This is a genomic window from Nocardia fodinahabitans, from assembly GCF_052983615.1.
The window spans coordinates 3,474,038-3,492,220 of sequence record NZ_JBRJJC010000001.1 but is presented as its reverse complement, the minus strand read 5'-3'; the positions used below and the strand labels follow the sequence as shown (position 1 = coordinate 3,492,220).

Below are 18,183 nucleotides of genomic sequence, written 5' to 3'. Positions count from 1 at the left end.
TGCGCCAGATCCTCAACTGGATGACACACCTGGCCGCCAGCGAATCCGCACTCGCACCGCGCTCACCCACACCGGCCGCGCGCCCGTCATCGCCCGGCTCCACCCCGACCACACCCGCGAACTACGGGCCATCCTCGCCGAGTTCGAGAGCATCGACCCGCTGGTCACCGACCTCGTCGACGCCGCCGAGGAACGGCTCAACGACTTCATCCGAGACCACCGCTGACCACCCGCGCGCCCACCCGGCGCCCGCTCGCTCGAGGAGTTCGCATGGGTTCGACCGGATACCAAGTGCCCACCGATACCGACACCCACCGCTTCGTCCTGGACAACCTGCGCGAACTCCTGCCCGACGGGCACCACATCGTGGCCCACTGCCGGACCGCGCTGGGCACCGGCCGCCAGGGCGGCTGGTCCTATGCCCTCTACGCCGCGGTCGCCGACACCACCACCACACCGGAGACGGTGACGGTGTCGGCCTACGTGGTGCTCTACCTGCGCCATCACCACGCGGGGATGTCGGAGATCGTCGTCAAACACCTGCACGAGACCGAAGGACCCGTCGATCACCAAGGCGTCACCCGCCGCGTCCTGCAAGCACTCACCCCCACCGAGCACCCCCACGCCTGCGGGTGGCGCACCGAAGCGCTGCGCCACCACCGCGCCCTCGCCGACGCCCGCCGCCGCGCAGCCGCCGCGGTCGGGGCGGTCATCCGGCTCGAACGCGCCTACACCTACGGCCAAGGCATCGGTGCCGTCCGGCAAGTCCTGGTCGTGTCCCCGACCCGCTGGCGGCGCGCCGAGATCACCGACTCCGGAACCGTCACCACCAGTCCCCCGCTGCGCCCCGCCCCGGGGTGGGCGCTGGGTGAATTCGAGATCCTGCGCGCACCCGAGCGATCCGCGCCACACACCCCACGATCCTGAACCCCGCGCTGGTCGGCGCCGCCGTCGGCGACCGCACAGCCACACCGGTACCTCACCGCGGCGCGGGCACGGATCCGTCCTCACATCCATCCCCTTTACGCCGACCCCCTTGCCCGGGGTGCGGCGTCTTCCTGTGTTCGGAGGTCGATCGTTATGGGCAGACTCACTCGTTCCGAAGCCGCCGCCCACCGCGAAGCCCTCGGGCTGGCCGGTCTGCGCCGCGACCTGGACGAGGACGAGAAACGCTTCGTCCTCACCCATTTCAAGGAATCGGCCGGTCAAGCCCGCCCGGTCGAGGGCACGTTCTTCACCCCGACGGGTCTGGCGGACTGCATGTCGCTCGATGTCATCGGCAATCGGGTGATCGACCTGTGCGCCGGGATCGGCGCGCTCGCCTTCGCCTGCCGCAACCCCCACGAGCAGGGCCGCGGGCTGCCCGCACGCGAAATCGTGTGTGTGGAAGCGGATCCGGAGTTCGTGGCGGTGGGGATGAAGCTGGTTCCCGAGGCGACCTGGGTCTGCGCTGATGTGTTCGAGGTGGGGCGGCAGCGGTGGCGGTTATTCGACACCGCGATCGCCAACCCGCCCTTCGGCAACCGTCCCCGCACCGGCAACGCCCCCGGCTATCGCGGCCACCGGTTCGAGTACCACGTCATCGCTCTGGCTTCCCACCTGGCCCGTCACGGCGTGTTCCTGGTGCCGCAGACCTCAGCGCCTTTCATCTACAGCGGATGCCACGAGATCCGCGAGGAGCAGGGCGACGCCGAGTACAAGCGTTTCTCCTCCGGCACCGGCATCGCGCTGGAACCGGGGTGCAGTGTCGACACCGCCTTCTACGACCCGTGCTGGCATCAGCGCCCGGTCCGGACCGAGATCGTCACCACCGAGTTCGCCGACACCGTCCTCGCCCGCCGCCGCCGCGACCGCCACCAGACACGCGCCGGGGCCGGGGCTCCGGCGAGTCCGTGGGAGCGGCCCGCCCGCGCCAGCTGAGCACACCACCCTCGCACCCTCCGATCGGACAGGAGCCCGGATTCCTCATGCCCACACCAGGTTTCAGCCTCAGCACCGACACCAACACCGCCGACTACGGGGCCTCCTACACCCTGTTCCGCACCGACGACGCCCCGTTGACCGGGACGGTGTTCACCGACATGGGCGAACACATCATCTCCGTCGACGGCGTGCCCGAACGCCGGTCGATGGTGATCGTGCGGTTCTTCGGCCTGCACACCGGAGGCGAGCCCCTGGGCAACCCGCGGGTGCTGGCCCGGTTCGTCCCCGGAGAGTCCGGGCGTGGGGCCGCGGCCGCGGTATGCCTGGGCGAGCCCGGACGCCTGCACCTGGACCTCGGTCACCCCCTGACCACCGTCGACGCGGACCTGCGGGAGCTGGTGTGCGACACCGTCATCGAGATCACCGCCGAGTTCCTCACCGACGAGCGCGCCGCGCGGCATCGCCACTTCTGCGCCGACGCGCGCCGCCAGGACATCGCCAACGAGCTGGGGACCATCGACGTGCTCCAGCAGCGTGGCTACCGGCGTCTGGCCGCCGCCCGCGCCGACGCCGATGCCGCCTGGGCACTCGTGCAGGCCCTGCGCCAACAGAACTGACCCGCGCTGCCCCTGATCCGTACCCGCCGCGATCGCACCCCTGCGAGGAGCTTCCACGATGCCCGACACCGACCTGCCCCTCACCCCGGCCGTGTTGTCCGACCTGCGCGCGGTGCTGGCCTACGCCGAGATCGGCGAAGACCGCGACTACGCCGAATGCGACCCGCACGCCCGCACCCATCACATCCTGCACCCGATCCGGCGGCTGTCGGCGTGGCTCGACGGTGCGGCGGCACCGAAGGCATCCTTCGTCTACATCCAGCAGGGCGGCGCGAGCAGCGAGTACTACCTGCACGCCTTCGACACCGCCGACGACGCGCACGCCGGACGCGTGGACTGCGCCGGAGCCGACGGGGGTTGTTTCGCCACCACCGCGATCGTGGCGATTCCCGCGCTCACCGGTGAACAGCTCGACGCCGTCGAAGAACTCATCCAGCAGATCGCCCACCTCGCCCACGCCGCGACCGGGGGCGAGAGCGAGGGCGAGCTCGACTCCGCCGCCTGATCACACGCTCGCGAGCCCCGCACCGGCTCCATGTCCCGACCCCGAACACGCACACCTCGCCACACACCGGACGGATGTCGCGTGTCGTATCCGACTGTCCAAGAAGGGAACCTGATGTCGATCGCTTCGACCGTGCGTCACGCCGAACTGGGAGACCTGGTCGGTCTGCTCAACGATCAGCAGGCCGCCAAACTCGATGTCCTGGCCCCCGCCTCCGCGTTGCGGGCCTGCGATGGCATGTTGCAGCTCTCAGGGGTGGAGCCGGTCTTCGACGAGCGCGGTGTCACAGCCGTGGATGGCCTGTATCGGCCGACCGGCGCGGCGGACTCGCACCTGGGGTCGAAGTTGAAGATCCCCGCCGGTTACCTGCGCTCGTTGCGGGAGATCGAGCGCACCGATCTCTACGACGCCAACGTCAACGGGCTGCTCCACGGCCCGGCCGATCCGCGTCTGCCCGGCGGCCCGGACGAGCGCTCGTTCCTGCTGCGGTTGTTCACCTCCGGCCACCCGGATCAGCCGGGGGTGTTGCGGGCGGTGCTGTCGGATCGCTACGGGATCATCGACAACCTCGACGTGCTCACCGCCGTCCTGGACGGCATCCGCCTGGCCGACACCGACGTCACCGTCCGCTCCTGTGACCTGTCGGAGTCCTCGATGCACTGCAAGGTGTATTCGCCGAAGATCCGCGCGCTCGCCCCGACGCTGCTGGAGAACTATCGGACCCCGTTCGCCAATCCGGAACTGGAAGCCGAACGCCGCCGCGCGGCCGGGCAGATCGAGACCGGCCGTCGCCTGGCGGCGCGGGAGGGTCGCGGCTACCGGCCGGGAGCGGAGCCGGTGGTGTTCGCCGGGCTGCGGTTCTCCAATTCCGAGATCGGCCATCACGCGGTCACGTTGAAGCCGGAGTTGATGGTGCAGATCTGCGGCAACGGGCTCACGTTGCCGTTGTTCGCGTTCACCAAACGCCACGTCGGGGACCGCCTCGAAATCGGTGGCACCCGCGCGTGGTCGCAGGACACCCAGCGCAAACGGCTCGCGGTGATCACCGCCGAGACCCGCGACAAAGTCTCGGAGTGGATGTCACCGGAGTTCCTGACCGCGCGGGTGGCCGAGTTGGAACGCCACGCCGGGACCCCGGTCACCCAGCCCGAACGCACCCTCGAGGTGATGGGCAAGAAACTCGGCTTCACCGAGGACGAACGCACCGGGATTCTGTCGCATTTCATCGCCGGCGGGCAGCTCACCGCGGCCGGGATCGCCAACGCGGTCACCAGCTACTCCCAGACCATTCCCGACCCCGACCGCGCCGACGATCTCGACGACCTCGCCCTGACCGCGATGACCCTCGTCTGATCCACCCCAGCCTCCCGCCTCTCGTATCCCGCTCTCCCCTGTCCCCCGTTCTCTCGAAGGAGTTGTGTCCATGGCCGAGACCACCACCCTGACCCGTGCCGAGTTCGACACCGCCGAGCATTTCGGTGCCGCCGGTGCGGTGACCGCGCTGGGCGCCGACACCGTGGCGCGCTGGCGTGAGCAGTTCCCGGACTGGAAGGCCAAGTACTGGGGCTACACCGATCCCGAAGCCCCGCACGGCGCCCGGCACCTGCGCCCGATCAACGTCGCCCCCCGCACCAAGAAGTAGGCGGGCCCGCGTGCCGCAGAATAAGCGCGAACTGCGCCTGCCCGCGGGCTTCGACGCCGTCGCCGACATCCTCGGCCTCGACGCGCAAGGATGCGTCGTCATCAGGTTCGGCACCGAGCACACGATGGTGCTGACACCGTGCTGCCACGCCAGCGGCAAAGGCAGCCTCGACTCGATCTCCGGGGTCGTGTGCCGCGCCTGTCATCGCGACGTGCACGACAAGCACGGCGGCATCGACAGCGAGATCGCCATCCCCGTCGCCGATCTCGACATCGTCCTCGACGGCGAACCCCCGGACCCGCGCGAGCCCGCGGGCGGGTAGTCGCCGCGTCACCTCCCACCCCATCGAAGTCCCGTCCCCCGAGGCAGGGACCAGCCAGTCCAAAGCTGGCCGGTCCCTGCCTCTTTCACGATAGGAGCCCCTCTCGATGCCCACCGACACCGACACGCCCACCACCGACCCCGAGATCGGCGACGCGGGCACCGCGACCGATTTCACACCCGATCCCGACACCGACCGCGCCGACACCGACACCGACAGTGTCGCCAACGCGCAGGGCGGCGACGACGCCGATTTTCTCGACGCGTTGTGCACGGGATCGACGGTCGATCCCGCACTGCTCGAGATCGATGAGAACGTGCGCAAGACGTTCCAGCTCCAGGACCACCCCGAGGTCACCGACTCCATCCGCGAACACGGTGTGCGGGACCCGATCCTGGTGATCCGGACCCCCGACGGCCGACTGGTCGTGCGCGATGGGCAGGTCCGCACCCTGACCGCGCTCGCCTACGAACTGCCCGAGGTCCCGGTCTACATCCGCGATTTCGACCCCAGCGTGGACACCACCGAGGCCGAGATCGAGCGCATCACCGAACAGATTACCCTCAACGACCGCCGCATCCCGCTCACCAACGGCGACCGCGCCGCCGGGATCGCGCTGATGCTCGACCTCGGTGCGTCGCCCACCCGCGTCGCCAAGGCGTTGCAGACCAAACGCGAGGAGGTCAAACTCGTCGGCAAGGTCGGGTCCTCGCCCACCGCGCGGGGGCTCATCGATGACGACGATCAGTACGACCTGGCCCACGCCGCGGTCATCGCCGAATACGAGAACGTCGGTGACACCGACGCCGTCCGGCGGCTGCTCAACGTGCGTAGCGGGGTGTTCGACTACGAGGCCAATCGGATCGCCGCCGACCGGGCCGAACGCCGCGCCTACCTCGCCGACGCCCTCCCGTATGCCGAGGTCGGGATCGGGATCCTCACCGACTACCCCGACCTCGATGACACCGACATGGGGCTGTTGTGCGCGGGTGAGCTCGTCGACGCCGAGGGCAACGCCGTCGAATTCGAGCACATCCGAGCCCACCCCGAGGCGTGGCTGGCGTGGTTCGAGATCGCCGAGGACCAGGTGTGGGTCGAGGTCGAGTCCGGCCATCTCGTCGACCCCGACACCGTGGACTGGGAAACCCGCGACCAGCCCGACGCCGAACCCGCCGAGGGATTGCGTCACGCGCGCGAAGTCGAACAGCGCGACCAGCTGCTGTGCGAGTACTTCCTGCCCCGCGACCTCCTCGACACGACCGGGCTGCGCGAATACGTCGAACCCGAACCCGAACCCGCGGACACCGCCACCGAGACCGGTGATGTCGAGGACGCCGGTCAGGGCGAGGACCCCGGGCAGGGCGGTACCCGTTTCGGGCACGTCGACCCGGAGCAGGCCGGCGAGGAGCGGCGCGCCGCCATCGAAGCGGCAGCCGAGGCCGCGGCGCAGGCGGCCGAGATCGAGCGGGCCGCGCGCCGGCGCGTCCGTGAACTCAACAAGCTCGGCCTGGCCGCCAAGGCGACCCGTATCGAGTTCGTCACCCGGCTGCTGGCCCGCAAGACCCCGCCCGCCCAGGCCGCGTTGTTCATGACCCGGTCCCTGCTGGCCGATCCGGGCCTGCCCGGGGAGTACCACGCCTTCGACTCCGCGCTGAAACTGCTCGGCATCGAGGGTTACCGGTCGCGCCTGGACATGCTCGCCACCCTCGACACCACCAAACCCGCCCGCGCCCAGGTCATCGCGCTCGCGCTGGTGCTCGGTGGCTACGAGCACCGCGCCGACAAGGACCTGTGGCGCTACACCGAATCCGCCGTCCGCCGCTACCTGAACTTCCTGCGCGAACTCGGCTACCCCCTGGTCCCGGTCGAACTCGCTGCCCTCGGCGAGGTCAAAGCCGCCGACATCGATATCGACAACCCCACCGGCGACCCCGTCGCCGAGGGCGTCGCCGATCTCGACGCGGCCGAACAGACCGAGGACGACGAGCAGGACCTGCCCGAGGCGGCCTGACCCCTCTCGGCGTCTCCGCGATCCCGGTGCGCCCGAGAAAGTTTCGGGCGCACCGGGGCCACGTACCGGCCATCTCTCCGGCCTTCTTCGAAGGAGTCAGTTGTGCGCACCCCCGACGAACCCGTCATCGATGCCCTGGTCCCCGCCGAGACCGGATATCACGCTCGCAGCCTGTGCCTGGTCGACGATCAGCCCGCCGACATCACCGTGGCCGTCGAAGCCGACGGCCGCTTCCGCGCCACGGTGCGCGTGTTCGACCAGATGAGCCTGTCGTGGCATGTTCTGCTGCGCGCCGACCACCGCGACTACCCACGCCTGCCCACCGACCCCGCCCGGCGCGCCACCCTCGAGCAGGTCCGTGCCCGCGTGCGCGAGCTTCACGCCACCGCGGTGTGGATCGCCCGCACCGCCCGCTCTGTGGGACCACGGTGGTGACCGCCACGTCAACGCAGACCGGCGTCGTGGACCTGCGGGCATACGCCCTCGACATCGCCGGGCGCGGGTGGCCGGTGTTCCCGATCCGACCGGGTGCGAAGAAGCCGCCGGTGTTCAAGCGCTGGCCCGAGCACGCCAGCACCGACCCGGCCCGCATCCAACGGTGGTGGGATCAGGAGCCCGCCAGAAATATCGCGATCGCGACGGGTCCGGCCGGGTTGTGTGTGATCGACCTCGACCCGCGCCACATGAACCCGCCCGCCACCGGATTCACCGACGCCCTCACCCGGCTGCCCCACCCGGTCCCGGTGACCTGGACGGTCGGCACACCACACGGCTGGCACCTCTACTACACCGCACCCGCCACCCCACGGCTGTCGTGCAGCGTCGGACGCCTCGCCGACGGGATCGACACCCGCGCCCACGGCGGCTACGTCCTCGCCGCGGGTTCACGCACCCGCAACGGCGACTACACCCTCGTGAGCGATCACCGAATCGCCGACCTCCCGCCCGAACTCGTCGCCCTGCTGACCCCGCCGCCCCCGCCACCGGTCACGTCTTCGGCGGTCGCCTCGCACCCCGACGCCTACCTCGCGGCGATCCTGGCCGGGGAAGCCCACCGCGTGACGACTGCCCAGGTGCATCTGCGCAACCACACCCTGTTCCGGTCCGCGCTCGTGCTCGGGCGGCTGGTGGCCGCCGACGAGATCAGCGACCACCAAGCCCACGCCGTGCTCGCCGACGCCGCCGCCGTGCACGTCGGGATCGAGGGCTTCACCCGCGGCGAGGCCGACCGCACCATCGCCAACGGCTTGCGCTACTCCCGCTCGCGCCCCCGCTACCTGCGCCGATAACCCCCGACCGCGACTGGAAGGACAGACATCATGCCGGAACCGAACGTGGAAGTCCTGGTGGTGCGCGACCCGTCGGCCGAGACCTGGGTGTCGGTGTTCATCGACGGCGTCGCCACGGACTGCCGGTCGGTGGTGATCGACGCCGGTCACGGCTGGGACTGGGACGACTGGCGCGACTTCCGCGACGCCACCCTCGCCGAGACCAGCAGCCCTGCCTGCCGCGCCGAGTTGATCGACGCCTTCGACGACCCGCCCGGCGGGGAATACGTCCTCGGCCGCGACCACACGCACTGGCTCGACGGCCTCGACCCCGAAGACCGCCTCCCCGCCCGCTACCGGCTCACCGGCCCCCGCGCGGTCACGCTCACCCTGCCCACCGGCACCGGCACCGGCACCGGCATCGACGCGATCGCGCTGAGGTATCTGCGTGAGCATCTGCCCGAGGGGCAGCGCCTGATCCGCTACGACCGCACCCCAGCGGCCAGCACGGTCGCGTCGTGGGTGGAGACCAGCTGGGACGCGGTGCTGACGGCGGTGATCGCCGACACCAGCACCGGCGAGGTCACCGCCCACCAACTGCTCTACCGCCTCGCCCGCACCAGCACCGGAGACGGGGACCGAATGCGGGTCGAACTCTCCCACCGCCACGAGATCGAGGGCAGCGACTACTACCGCGGCCTGGACCCGCGACTGCTCACCGGACTCACCCCCGCCACCCGCAGCCGCGCACGGGTCTGGCGCTGCCTGGTCCAACAGTCCGCCCGACCACCGGCCACCGACCCCACCCGGAAGGACACCCCGCCCCGATGACCGTTGTCTCGCTGTGGTTCCCCCGCACCGACGTGCTCGACCTCGCCGAACACGCCATGGCCGCGACCGAGCACTCCCTGCCGCCCTTCGACGAATCCGCCGTGGCCTCGCCGTCGCTGATCTGGGTCAAGGACGACGGCATCTACCTGGTCAGCAACGGCCTTCCCCGCCAGGCACCGACCGACACCGATCCCCCGGACAACAAGATGCACGTCGTCTACGCCCACGGCCACGGCGACGGCACCCACTGGCATCAGGGCCCGCCCCTGGGTGACGACTTCGTCGAATACCTGCCGCTGAACAAACCGTTCGCCGAGCCCGGACCCTTCCTGATCGACATGCTGCGCGACCCCGCCACCGCCGCCTGGTTCGTCATCACCGTCGACCCGGACATCTTCTCCGTCGATTTCACCGACATCGCCCCCTTCTGAGACCGGCACGTCGGGATACGACAAGAGCGGGCGGCACCGGCCCGTGCCGCCCGCTCGTAGCGGTTCGCCTGCTTCGCCACCGCCTTTCGACCATCGGAGCCTGGAGTACCCGCATGCCCGATCCGACCTCGAATCCATCGACCTCCGACCTCGTCCCACACTCGCCCGCACCCGACCCTGCCGACGTCGAGTCCCGTGCGGGGCTCCGTCTCCAGTTCTGTCACGGCGACGACGACCTCACCGCGCACCCAGCCGCCGACGGGGACGTCAGCGAGGTGCGGCTCTGGGACGGCGAGGTCTGTCTGATCGCAGTCACCCGTGACCACGTCGGGTGGGGCTACAGCGCAGGCGATGTCGGGCACCGGATCCCCGATGAGCACCTGCACGCCCGCTTCGCCGACTGGCACCAGGCCGTGCACACCCTCACCGGCTTCGCCGTCACACCCGAATGAGACGCGGCCACACCTGAATCCGGTGCGCCGGCCCCCTGGGTTCCTGCCCATTCCAATTCCGCCACTGTCGAGGAGTACTGCCATGCACACGATCGCCCCGGTCTCGTATACGCGGTTGCGGGCGTGGGCGATCCTGGCCCGCGCCGCTCTCACCCCGACCGCCTACCCGGACGTGGTCACTCCTGTACCTCTTGTCTTGCGGACGCGAAGAGAGCGTCTGTGGTAGGGATGGGACGGGAGCCGGGGTGACGGCCCGATGTGGTCGCCCTTGGAGGGCTTGCATGACACTGCCGCCCCCGGCTCCTCGGAATCGGCCGACCGACAACAGAGGGATGCGTCCGGCAGCGCCGGTGAGTGACCACTCGGCAGCCGGTTCCACGCCCGTCGCGTCCCTGCTCGGGATCGGGTGGTGAAAGGCGTTCGTGTTGTCTTTGGTCGAAGCGTTGTTCTTCGTCGGGATCGATTGGGCGGCAAAGGTTCACGCGGTGTGCGTGCTGGACTCGACGGGCCGGAAGGTAGCGGCGTTCACCGTCGAGCACACAGCCGCCGGGTTCGCCGCGCTGGCCGCGAAGCTGGACAGGCTCGCCGATGATCCATCCGGGGTGCCGATCGCGATCGAACGCCCGGACGGCCGGCTGGTCGACGCCTTGCTGGAAGCGGGGCATCCTGTGGTGCCGGTCAAACCGAACGCGATCAAAACCTGGCGCGACGGTGAGGTGATCTCGGGCGCGAAGTCCGATGCCGGTGACGCCGAAGTGATCGCCGAATACCTGCGGCTGCGTGCCAGGAAACTGCGTCCCGCAACGCCTTACAGCGACGAGACCAAGGCATTGCGCACCGTCTCGCGCACCCGTTCGGACCTGGTCGAAGCCCGGGTGGCCGCCGGCAACCAGCTGGCGGCGCTGCTGGACGCGCACTGGCCCGGCGCGAAGGAGATCTTCGCTGACCTCACCAGCCCGATCAGCCTGGCGTTCCTCACCCGCTACCCGACCCCGGCCGCTGCCGCGCACCTGGGTGTGAAACGGATGGCCGCTTTCTGCGTCAAACACGGCTACTGCGGCCGCCGCAGCCCACAGGCCCTGCTCGACAGGCTCCGGGCAGCTCCGGCCGGGGTCACCGGTCCCGCGCTTACCGAGGCGTTGCGTGACGCGGTCATCGCCCACGTCACCGTCCTGACCGCGCTCGGCACCGCGATCAAGGATCTCGATCGGTCGGTCGCCGCGCACCTGGCCGAACACCCCGACGGTGAGGTGTTCGCGTCGTTCCCCCGCGCCGGGACCGTCAACGCCGCCCAGATCCTCGCCGAATGGGGCGACGCCCGCGCCGCATTCACCAGCCCGGAAGCCGTCGCCGCGCTCGCCGGGCTGGTGCCGGTCACCAAAGCCTCGGGCAAACACCGGGCGGTGCATTTCCGGTGGGCCTGCAACAAACGCCTGCGGGTGGCGATCACCACCTTCGCCGACAACTCCCGCCACCAAAACCCGTGGGCGGCAGAGGTCTACCGGCGAGCCCGCGCCTCCGGCAAGGACCACCCCCACGCCGTGCGCGTCCTGGCTCGCGCCTGGGTGCGCGTCATCTGGCGCTGCTGGCAGACCAACACACCCTACGACCCGGCACGCCACAACGGCGCGCAACCACACCTGCACACCGCCACAGCGGCCTGATTCCAAACCTTGGGTTGACACAGAGGGTGTCATGGCCACCCGGGCGGTCGCGCCCGGTATCGAGGACGCCGCCGACCAGATCGGCGCGCTCTCGGCCGGACCCGGTTTCAGGGGCTCGCTGGCCGAACTGGCCGACCGTGATCTCGACCGCGCCGAGCGGGCCGGGGCGTGGCTGCTCACCCGCGACGATCCCGCCTGGACCGGACTGGGATTCGACGACCTCGACGCCCGCGACAGCCAGTTCGTCGAGGCACCGGTAGCGGTCTGGGTGCGCGGCACCATCGAGGCGGTGTCGGTGCTGACCCGTGTCGGTGTCGTCGGGTCGCGGGCGGTCTCCCCGCGCGGTGTCGCCGTCACCGGCGAGATCGCGGGCGCGCTGGCCGCACGCGGTGTGCGCATGGTCAGCGGCGGCGCCTATGGCGTCGATGTGCTCGCCCACCGGGCGGCCCTCGAGCACGGGGTGCCGACCACGCTGGTGTCCGCAGCCGGGATCGACCGCGTCTATCCCGCCGCGCACCTCGAGGTGTTCGACGCGGTCGCCGAGACCGGCGCGATCGTGTCGGAATACCCACCCCGTGAGGGGATCGACCGGTCGCGGTTGCTCGCCCGTAATCGATTGGTCGCGGCGATGTCGCGGCAGCTGGTGATTCCCGAGGCCGGGGTGCGTTCGGGGACCCTGTCGACCGCGCGGTGGGCGCGGCGGCTGCACCGCGGCGTGCTGGCCGTGCCCGCCGCCCCCGGCGCAGCCGCGCGGGGCTGTGACCTGCTGATCGGCGAGGGCCACGCCCACCCCGTGCGCTCGGTCACCGACGTGCTCACTGCGCTCGCCGAAACCGCCGACCCCGAACCCCGACACCCGCACAGCGGCATACCGCGCCTCGGTTCCGGCCGCGACCAGATCGGGGACGCGTCCGTGCGCTGATCGCGCGCGGGCCGGTCGCGGTGGGTTCCCGGCGCTCATCTGCGCGCGAATTCATCTGTCCCTGTTGATTATCGACACTTCGAGGAGAATCGCTATGGCCGGAGACACCGTCATCACCGTGATAGGGAATCTGACTGCTGATCCAGAACTCAAGTTCACCCCCGGGGGTGCTGCGGTCGCGAATTTCACCGTCGCCTCCACTCCGCGGTATTTCGACCGCAACGCCAACCAGTGGAAGGACGCCGAGGCGCTGTTCCTGCGGTGCAACATCTGGCGCGAGGCCGCGGAGAACGTCGCGGAGTCGCTGACCCGCGGAGCCCGCGTGATCGTCAGTGGACGATTGAAGCAGCGCTCCTACCAGACCCGCGAGGGCGAGAAACGCACCGTCGTGGAACTCGAGGTCGACGAGATCGGTCCCTCGCTGCGCTACGCCACCGCCAAAGTGAACAAGCGAAAGCCCAACCACGCCAACACGAACGATAGCAGTGATCGCTCCCGCGAGCTCGTCGGGGCGGCCACCGGCGCACGCAGCGGCGACGACGATCCCTGGGCCACCACCGGCAGCGGATTCGGCGGAGGGTTCGGTAGCGGATTCGGTGGCAGCGAGGAGCCCGGGTTCTAGAAACCCGCACCCGCGTGAGGCCAACTTCCGTGCCCCGATGGCGAACGCCGTGAGCGGGTTGGCGTGAGTGGTGGATGCACCCGCCACCCTGGCCGGGTGCATCCACCGTCGCATCGATGTCGGTGCGCCCGCTGGTGCTGGCGGGGTGATCGGGGGCCGTTCGCGCCTCCTGTGTGCCCCCCGCCCGCGCCCGCTGGTCCGCTGCCGAAAGGTCGGTCACCACATGAGATATCCCGAGAACCCGAACTACGTGCGCGACCCGGGTGACTGGGAGCCGACTCGCTGGTACACCGTGCTCGGCTCCAACGGGCAGTTGTGGTGCGAGTCCAGCGATTCGCGACGAGGCCGTCGCGGCCATGCGCCCCAGGGATCGGCTCCTGCGCACCTGGCAGCGGATCTGCCACGAGTCGCAGATGCGCGAAGAACACCCCTGAACCGACCACCCCTCTCGACAGGGTGGATCCACCCGAATTCGCGTGCGTCCACCGCTGTCCACACCCACCAGGAGATCCCCCGATGAGCGAGTCAGCCCCTACCGAAACGACCCCGGTCACCGCGTCGGCATCAACGGCGTCGGCGTTGATCGCCCTCGCCGAGCACGCGCCCACGCGGGCGCGCGCCGCGATGGCGGCGGCGCTGGCCGAGCTGGCGCCCGAGGACTGGGCGTGGCTGGGGCTGATCCACCGCGGTCACGCCCAGTCCCCGACCGCGGCCCTGTCCCGGGTCCTCGCCTTGGCCGCGGCCCGACACGGCACCGCCGACACCCGGGCTCTCGGTCACCGGGCGCGCCCGGTGACCGGTGTCGAGGTGGTCGAAGTCCCGGCCGAGGTCGAGATCGGGGAGTGGGCGCGTCGTCCAGTCCGCGAGGACTGCTACGACCTGCGCCTGCACGCCGAGCCGAGCCCGGCCACCGAGGCGATGCGCACCACCAAGGAGGCGATCGCGGCCCGCGCCCGCCGCCGACCGGCCCGCCACCCCGAGGCCGGGACCGTCACCGCGCCGGTCCCCGGGTCCGGTGTACACGCCCGGTTGGTGGCCTGACCGGGCAGGAGGGGTTGCCGTGAGCGTCGACCCGCGTGAGGCGGCCACGATCCAGATCCGGTTCCTGCGCCACCTCCTCGATCGCCTCGATGTCCTCGCCGACCAGGCCAGTCCGTGGGAAGGGATCCGTCGCCTGCGCGGGGTCATCGCCGCACGCCTGGCCGTCGTCACCGACACCGAACCGGCCGACACCGAAGCGGACGACGCAGACGGCGCGCGTGGTCGGCGCGCGTTGCTCGCGGTCGAGTTGCACCGGCTACGCCGCACCGCGACCGCGGCCACGATCACGACCCGCGGCGGGCATCACCACCGTGTCCACGTCTTGGGGGTCGGTCACCGCCACGCCGTCGTCCGCACTCACACCGACCTCGGCCTCGCCGCGGTGCTGGTGCCGCTGCGGTTCATCGACTCGGTGACCGCACGGCACTGACCTTCCCCGGCCACGACCGACACCCGGGCCCTCGAGCCGTGAGCGCATCCCGGTGGCGACAGACAGGAGGCGCACATGCCCATCGACACTCCGAATTCTCCCGCGCCCGAACACATCGCGACACCGCTGCTGGCTGCCCACGGCCCCGAGGTCGAGTTCCTGACCGGGATCGGCGGTGATCCCCGCGTCGTGGACACCGGCGGGATCCCGATGTTCGCGTTCGTGGCCATCGAGGCCGAGGCCGGGCCGATCATCGACCCGTCCGGCACCCTCTACGTCCTGATCACCAGCATCGACGCCGGACTCGCCGACCATCGCGGCGACATCACTAGTTGGACCGTCGTCATCTACGACGCCACCGACTCCCACGACGAGCCAATCAGCGGCGCCGAGAACGCCTCCAGTTTCACCGCCGCCTGGCGACAGGCGTGGGCGGGCGTCGACCGCCCCGACCACTCCTGACGCCCCGCGCTGGTCGCGTGAGCGAGCAGAGTGGCGGTTGGTGAGGGCTGGGCGGCTGGCCGTCTGCCCCGCCTGTCTGAGTGCTACCAGGGCGTGAGCCCGCCACGGCTGCGGGCCCGCGCCCGGCCGTCACCGAATTCGCCCGGCGCGCCGCCTGTCTGGACTCCGGCGGGCTCCTAATCATGCGCAGCGAATTCGACGCCGTCCTTTCGGCGCGTTCCCTCCGCCGCGTCGGACTCCCACCCTGGTCGATCGCACTCAGGCGGGTCAGACGACCAGCCGCCCAGCCCCGTGCCGGGGTTACGTACGCGTCGTGCGTGCGTCCGGCACGGGGCCGAGCTGTTTCTACGACAGAACAGGACCCAGTGATGACCGCAACGTTGAACGCACCCGTTACCGACACTGTCACCGAGACCGTCACACCGTTCACCGCGGCGCTCGGTGAAATCGAATACCTGCTCGACACCGATCCCGACGCCGCGCGCGAACGGTTCACCGACGTACTGGGGCTGGCTTCCCCGGCCGAGCGCGAACTGCTCGAGCACGCCGCAGCGCGCATGGAACGCTCCCCCTGGAAGACCGCGGCCCGCCAGCTCGGATGGATGGCCAAGAGCCGACCCGAGCTGCGCACCATGATCATCGACCACACCGCCGACGGCGACCCCGGCCTGTACCGGCCCGAACTCCCCGCCCAGTCCGAGGTGGGAATCGAGGCCGCCGAATGGGTACGCCGCTCCATCCGCGACCGCCGCTCCCGCGACCGCTACACCGCCACCCCGAGTGCGGCGACCGACGCCGCCCGCTACCAGCCCGAGAAGATCGCCGCGCGCCGTGCCCGCATCCCCGCCCCAATCACCGGGCTGGTGAGCCTGCGCCACCGCGCGCGCGACCTCGCGATCGCCGAACGCCGCCAGCGGGAATACGCGGGCTATGCCGCACGCCGGTTGTACGCCATCGACACCGCCGTCGACACCGACCGCACCCCGCCGGTGCCCGAGCCCCGGAAGAGGGCCGGGCAGGTGTGGGCGCATGTGCAGGCCGAACTCTGGGACCGCTCCTACTTCCTGCACGTCGCCCAGTGCTACACCGAAGCCGACCGGCACCTGCTCGCCCCCGAGCTGCCCGAACGCCACATCGCGCCCGCCCTGCGTCACTCCGGAATCGAGGACGCGACGCGGGATTTCCTGCGCGAGCACGACACCGAACCCGAACCCTGGTCCCGCATCCGGCGGGCGCGGGCACGGCGCACCCGCCCGCAGTTCCCGCCGCGGATCACGACCGCCGACCAGTCCCGCTTCGCCGTCCGTCGTACCGGGCTGGCGGTGCCCAGCGACCGTGACGAGTATCTGCCCTACAGCGAACTCGACGTGCGTGAGTCCACCTGGCAGGGCTCGGGCCTGGACTACGACCTCGCGGCGATGACCCCGTATCTGGGGTGGCCGTGCGTGGGCTGCTGGATCGACCGGCCCGCCGCCGACCGCCGCCCCTTCCACACCCGGCACGGGATCGTGGTCAGCGACGACGGGCTCTGCGATGTCTGCCGCGCCGACGGCCACCCCGCCATCCCCGCGCTGTCGGCCGGGTTCGGGATGCGGACCTTCGTCGAATCCCGCTGCGCCCACATCGCCGACGCCCACCCCGAACAGGTACGGACCTTGCTGGACCGGGTACGCGCCGCCGCGGCGAACACCGGGCCGACCTGGAGGCTGATCACCCGCTGGATGGCGATGAACCTCGAACAGCCCGAACGCACCCGCACCGCCGCGCGTCGGCCGCGCCGAGGCGGGTCCGCGCTCGGGGCCGGGCAGCGGATCGGGCGCTGCGACGCCTGCGCCCGATCCGGTGTCGTGCACGCCGACAACTACTGCACCGACTGCCGCATCGCCCTCGGGCTCGTGCCCGCCGCCACCCGCCGCACGTCCGCGGTGGCCTGACCCACCCCGTTCGATTCTCGCTCGCCCTTGTTCGCCGGTCCGCCGCGGTGTCGACCCCTGCGGCGGGCCGGTCCACCATCCCCGATCCGACAGGAGCCTTACCCGTGCATCGACTTCCGCCCCTCGCCCGGCGCGCCCTCACGGCGCTGCGCGATGCCGTGTCCGTACCCGCACCCCACCCGGGCGAGGTCCGGGTGCGGGTCTACCTCAACACCGACCCGACCGCCCTCCTGACCGGATACGAGCCCGACGCGCCCGTCACGCTGGCCTACGCCTACCTGCTGCGTGCCGACCCGGCCGCCGACACCGACGCGGTTCTGCTCGAACGTGTCTTCGCCGCGTTCAACGACCACCCCGAACACGACGACGACCAGATCCACACCGACACCTGGTACGCGAAAGGCAAACACGGCGTCACGGGACTGCGGTCGCTCTCGGTCGGCGACCTCGTCGGACTCGACGACCGTCACTACGCCTGCGCGTCGAACGGGTGGTCGCCCGTTCCCGCCCCGCCCGTCTGATCCACCTCGCCATCCGCGCGGCTCGGTTCGATCACCCGAACCGAGCCGCGCGGGCTGGAGCGGTCCGAGCCGGGCAGATCACCCGAACCCGAGGAAGGCCACCATGGCGCACTACATCGATCCCGCACAGCTGGGCATCACCGAACTCCAACAGCTCCTCGCCGCCAGCACACCGGTCGTCGTGTCGATGCGCACCGAGACCGGTCACGCGCACCTGATCGACTGGGCTCGACGCCACGACCTGTTCGTCCGCATCGACCGGGCCAGCGACTGGGGAAACCCCTACATCATCGGCAGCCACGGCAACCGCGACAACGTCATCACCGCCCACGCCCACCACATCGCCACACGCCTCGACCTCCTCGCGCGCCTGCGACGCGGCGAACTCGCCGGACGGGTCCTGGGCTGCTGGTGCGCGCCACTGCACTGCCACGGCGACACCCTCACCGCCCTCACCCTGGACCCCGACCTGCACCCGCTCGACGCCCTGCACCTGTGGCGGCCACCCGACTGAACACCCGGACCCGACCACCGACCACCCTCTGCGGCTACCACGCCACACCCCCTCTCTCCCCCATCCACCCG

Annotated in this window: 22 protein-coding genes; all 22 read left to right on the top strand. The window is 70.6% G+C overall.

Annotation, left to right across the window (positions count from 1 at the left end; translation table 11 throughout):
* The first annotated feature begins 270 nt into the window (after nucleotides 1–270).
* The 22 genes from NV348_RS16195 to NV348_RS16090 all read left to right on the top strand — a co-directional run bounded on the left by NV348_RS16195 (nucleotide 271) and on the right by NV348_RS16090 (nucleotide 18,112).
* Nucleotides 271–927: a hypothetical protein gene (locus tag NV348_RS16195; RefSeq protein ID WP_280186172.1), complete on the top strand. Its 657-nt coding sequence runs from the start codon at nucleotides 271–273 to the stop codon at nucleotides 925–927.
* A gap of 153 nt (nucleotides 928–1,080) precedes the next feature.
* Entirely contained in the window at nucleotides 1,081–1,920 is an 840-nt protein-coding gene (locus tag NV348_RS16190) for a class I SAM-dependent methyltransferase (RefSeq protein WP_280186171.1), read from the top strand.
* A 47-nt stretch (nucleotides 1,921–1,967) separates the two neighbouring features.
* Nucleotides 1,968–2,540: a hypothetical protein gene (locus NV348_RS16185; RefSeq protein ID WP_280186170.1), complete on the top strand. Its 573-nt coding sequence runs from the start codon at nucleotides 1,968–1,970 to the stop codon at nucleotides 2,538–2,540.
* Nucleotides 2,541–2,598: 58 nt separating this feature from the next.
* Complete coding sequence (locus NV348_RS16180; RefSeq protein WP_280186169.1) at nucleotides 2,599–3,045, top strand: hypothetical protein; 447 nt, start codon at nucleotides 2,599–2,601, stop codon at nucleotides 3,043–3,045.
* Between the two features lie 114 nt (nucleotides 3,046–3,159).
* Nucleotides 3,160–4,398 (top strand): hypothetical protein, encoded by a 1,239-nt coding sequence (locus NV348_RS16175; protein ID WP_447147630.1) that lies wholly within the window; start codon nucleotides 3,160–3,162, stop codon nucleotides 4,396–4,398.
* Nucleotides 4,399–4,468: 70 nt separating this feature from the next.
* A complete protein-coding gene (locus NV348_RS16170; protein WP_280186830.1) occupies nucleotides 4,469–4,687 on the top strand; it encodes a hypothetical protein in 219 nt (72 codons plus the stop codon).
* A gap of 10 nt (nucleotides 4,688–4,697) precedes the next feature.
* Entirely contained in the window at nucleotides 4,698–5,009 is a 312-nt protein-coding gene (locus tag NV348_RS16165; protein WP_280186829.1) for a hypothetical protein, read from the top strand.
* Nucleotides 5,010–5,115: 106 nt separating this feature from the next.
* Nucleotides 5,116–7,020, top strand: a complete 1,905-nt coding sequence (locus NV348_RS16160) for a ParB/RepB/Spo0J family partition protein (RefSeq protein WP_280186828.1) — start codon at nucleotides 5,116–5,118, stop codon at nucleotides 7,018–7,020.
* A gap of 102 nt (nucleotides 7,021–7,122) precedes the next feature.
* Nucleotides 7,123–7,455 (top strand): hypothetical protein, encoded by a 333-nt coding sequence (locus tag NV348_RS16155; protein ID WP_447147629.1) that lies wholly within the window; start codon nucleotides 7,123–7,125, stop codon nucleotides 7,453–7,455.
* Nucleotides 7,452–8,309 carry a bifunctional DNA primase/polymerase gene (locus tag NV348_RS16150; protein ID WP_280184641.1) on the top strand — a complete coding sequence of 286 codons (858 nt, stop codon included), beginning with the start codon at nucleotides 7,452–7,454 and terminating at the stop codon, nucleotides 8,307–8,309. Before NV348_RS16155 ends, NV348_RS16150 begins: the two co-directional genes overlap by 4 nt.
* Before the next feature lie 30 nt (nucleotides 8,310–8,339).
* Nucleotides 8,340–9,119, top strand: coding sequence for a hypothetical protein (locus tag NV348_RS16145; RefSeq protein WP_280184639.1), 780 nt, complete (start codon nucleotides 8,340–8,342; stop codon nucleotides 9,117–9,119).
* A complete protein-coding gene (locus NV348_RS16140; protein ID WP_280184637.1) occupies nucleotides 9,116–9,550 on the top strand; it encodes a hypothetical protein in 435 nt (144 codons plus the stop codon). Before NV348_RS16145 ends, NV348_RS16140 begins: the two co-directional genes overlap by 4 nt.
* A gap of 113 nt (nucleotides 9,551–9,663) precedes the next feature.
* The gene (locus NV348_RS16135) at nucleotides 9,664–10,002 is read left to right on the top strand and encodes a hypothetical protein (RefSeq protein ID WP_280184636.1); all 339 of its coding nucleotides are present in this window, start codon (nucleotides 9,664–9,666) and stop codon (nucleotides 10,000–10,002) included.
* A gap of 425 nt (nucleotides 10,003–10,427) precedes the next feature.
* Nucleotides 10,428–11,666: an IS110 family RNA-guided transposase gene (locus NV348_RS16130; protein ID WP_280188929.1), complete on the top strand. Its 1,239-nt coding sequence runs from the start codon at nucleotides 10,428–10,430 to the stop codon at nucleotides 11,664–11,666.
* A 31-nt stretch (nucleotides 11,667–11,697) separates the two neighbouring features.
* Nucleotides 11,698–12,588 carry a DNA-processing protein DprA gene (locus NV348_RS16125; RefSeq protein WP_280187279.1) on the top strand — a complete coding sequence of 297 codons (891 nt, stop codon included), beginning with the start codon at nucleotides 11,698–11,700 and terminating at the stop codon, nucleotides 12,586–12,588.
* 94 nt (nucleotides 12,589–12,682) lie between these two features.
* The gene (locus NV348_RS16120) at nucleotides 12,683–13,210 is read left to right on the top strand and encodes a single-stranded DNA-binding protein (protein ID WP_280187281.1); all 528 of its coding nucleotides are present in this window, start codon (nucleotides 12,683–12,685) and stop codon (nucleotides 13,208–13,210) included.
* Between the two features lie 516 nt (nucleotides 13,211–13,726).
* Entirely contained in the window at nucleotides 13,727–14,251 is a 525-nt protein-coding gene (locus tag NV348_RS16115; RefSeq protein WP_447147628.1) for a hypothetical protein, read from the top strand.
* 19 nt (nucleotides 14,252–14,270) lie between these two features.
* On the top strand, nucleotides 14,271–14,681 hold the full coding sequence (locus tag NV348_RS16110; protein ID WP_280185552.1) for a hypothetical protein: 411 nt from the start codon (nucleotides 14,271–14,273) through the stop codon (nucleotides 14,679–14,681).
* Nucleotides 14,682–14,756: 75 nt separating this feature from the next.
* Nucleotides 14,757–15,143, top strand: coding sequence for a hypothetical protein (locus NV348_RS16105; RefSeq protein WP_280185553.1), 387 nt, complete (start codon nucleotides 14,757–14,759; stop codon nucleotides 15,141–15,143).
* Between the two features lie 368 nt (nucleotides 15,144–15,511).
* Nucleotides 15,512–17,077 carry a hypothetical protein gene (locus NV348_RS16100; RefSeq protein WP_280186845.1) on the top strand — a complete coding sequence of 522 codons (1,566 nt, stop codon included), beginning with the start codon at nucleotides 15,512–15,514 and terminating at the stop codon, nucleotides 17,075–17,077.
* A gap of 104 nt (nucleotides 17,078–17,181) precedes the next feature.
* Nucleotides 17,182–17,598: a hypothetical protein gene (locus NV348_RS16095; protein ID WP_280369202.1), complete on the top strand. Its 417-nt coding sequence runs from the start codon at nucleotides 17,182–17,184 to the stop codon at nucleotides 17,596–17,598.
* Between the two features lie 103 nt (nucleotides 17,599–17,701).
* Nucleotides 17,702–18,112: a DUF4326 domain-containing protein gene (locus tag NV348_RS16090; protein ID WP_280369198.1), complete on the top strand. Its 411-nt coding sequence runs from the start codon at nucleotides 17,702–17,704 to the stop codon at nucleotides 18,110–18,112.
* Nucleotides 18,113–18,183 lie beyond the last annotated feature (71 nt).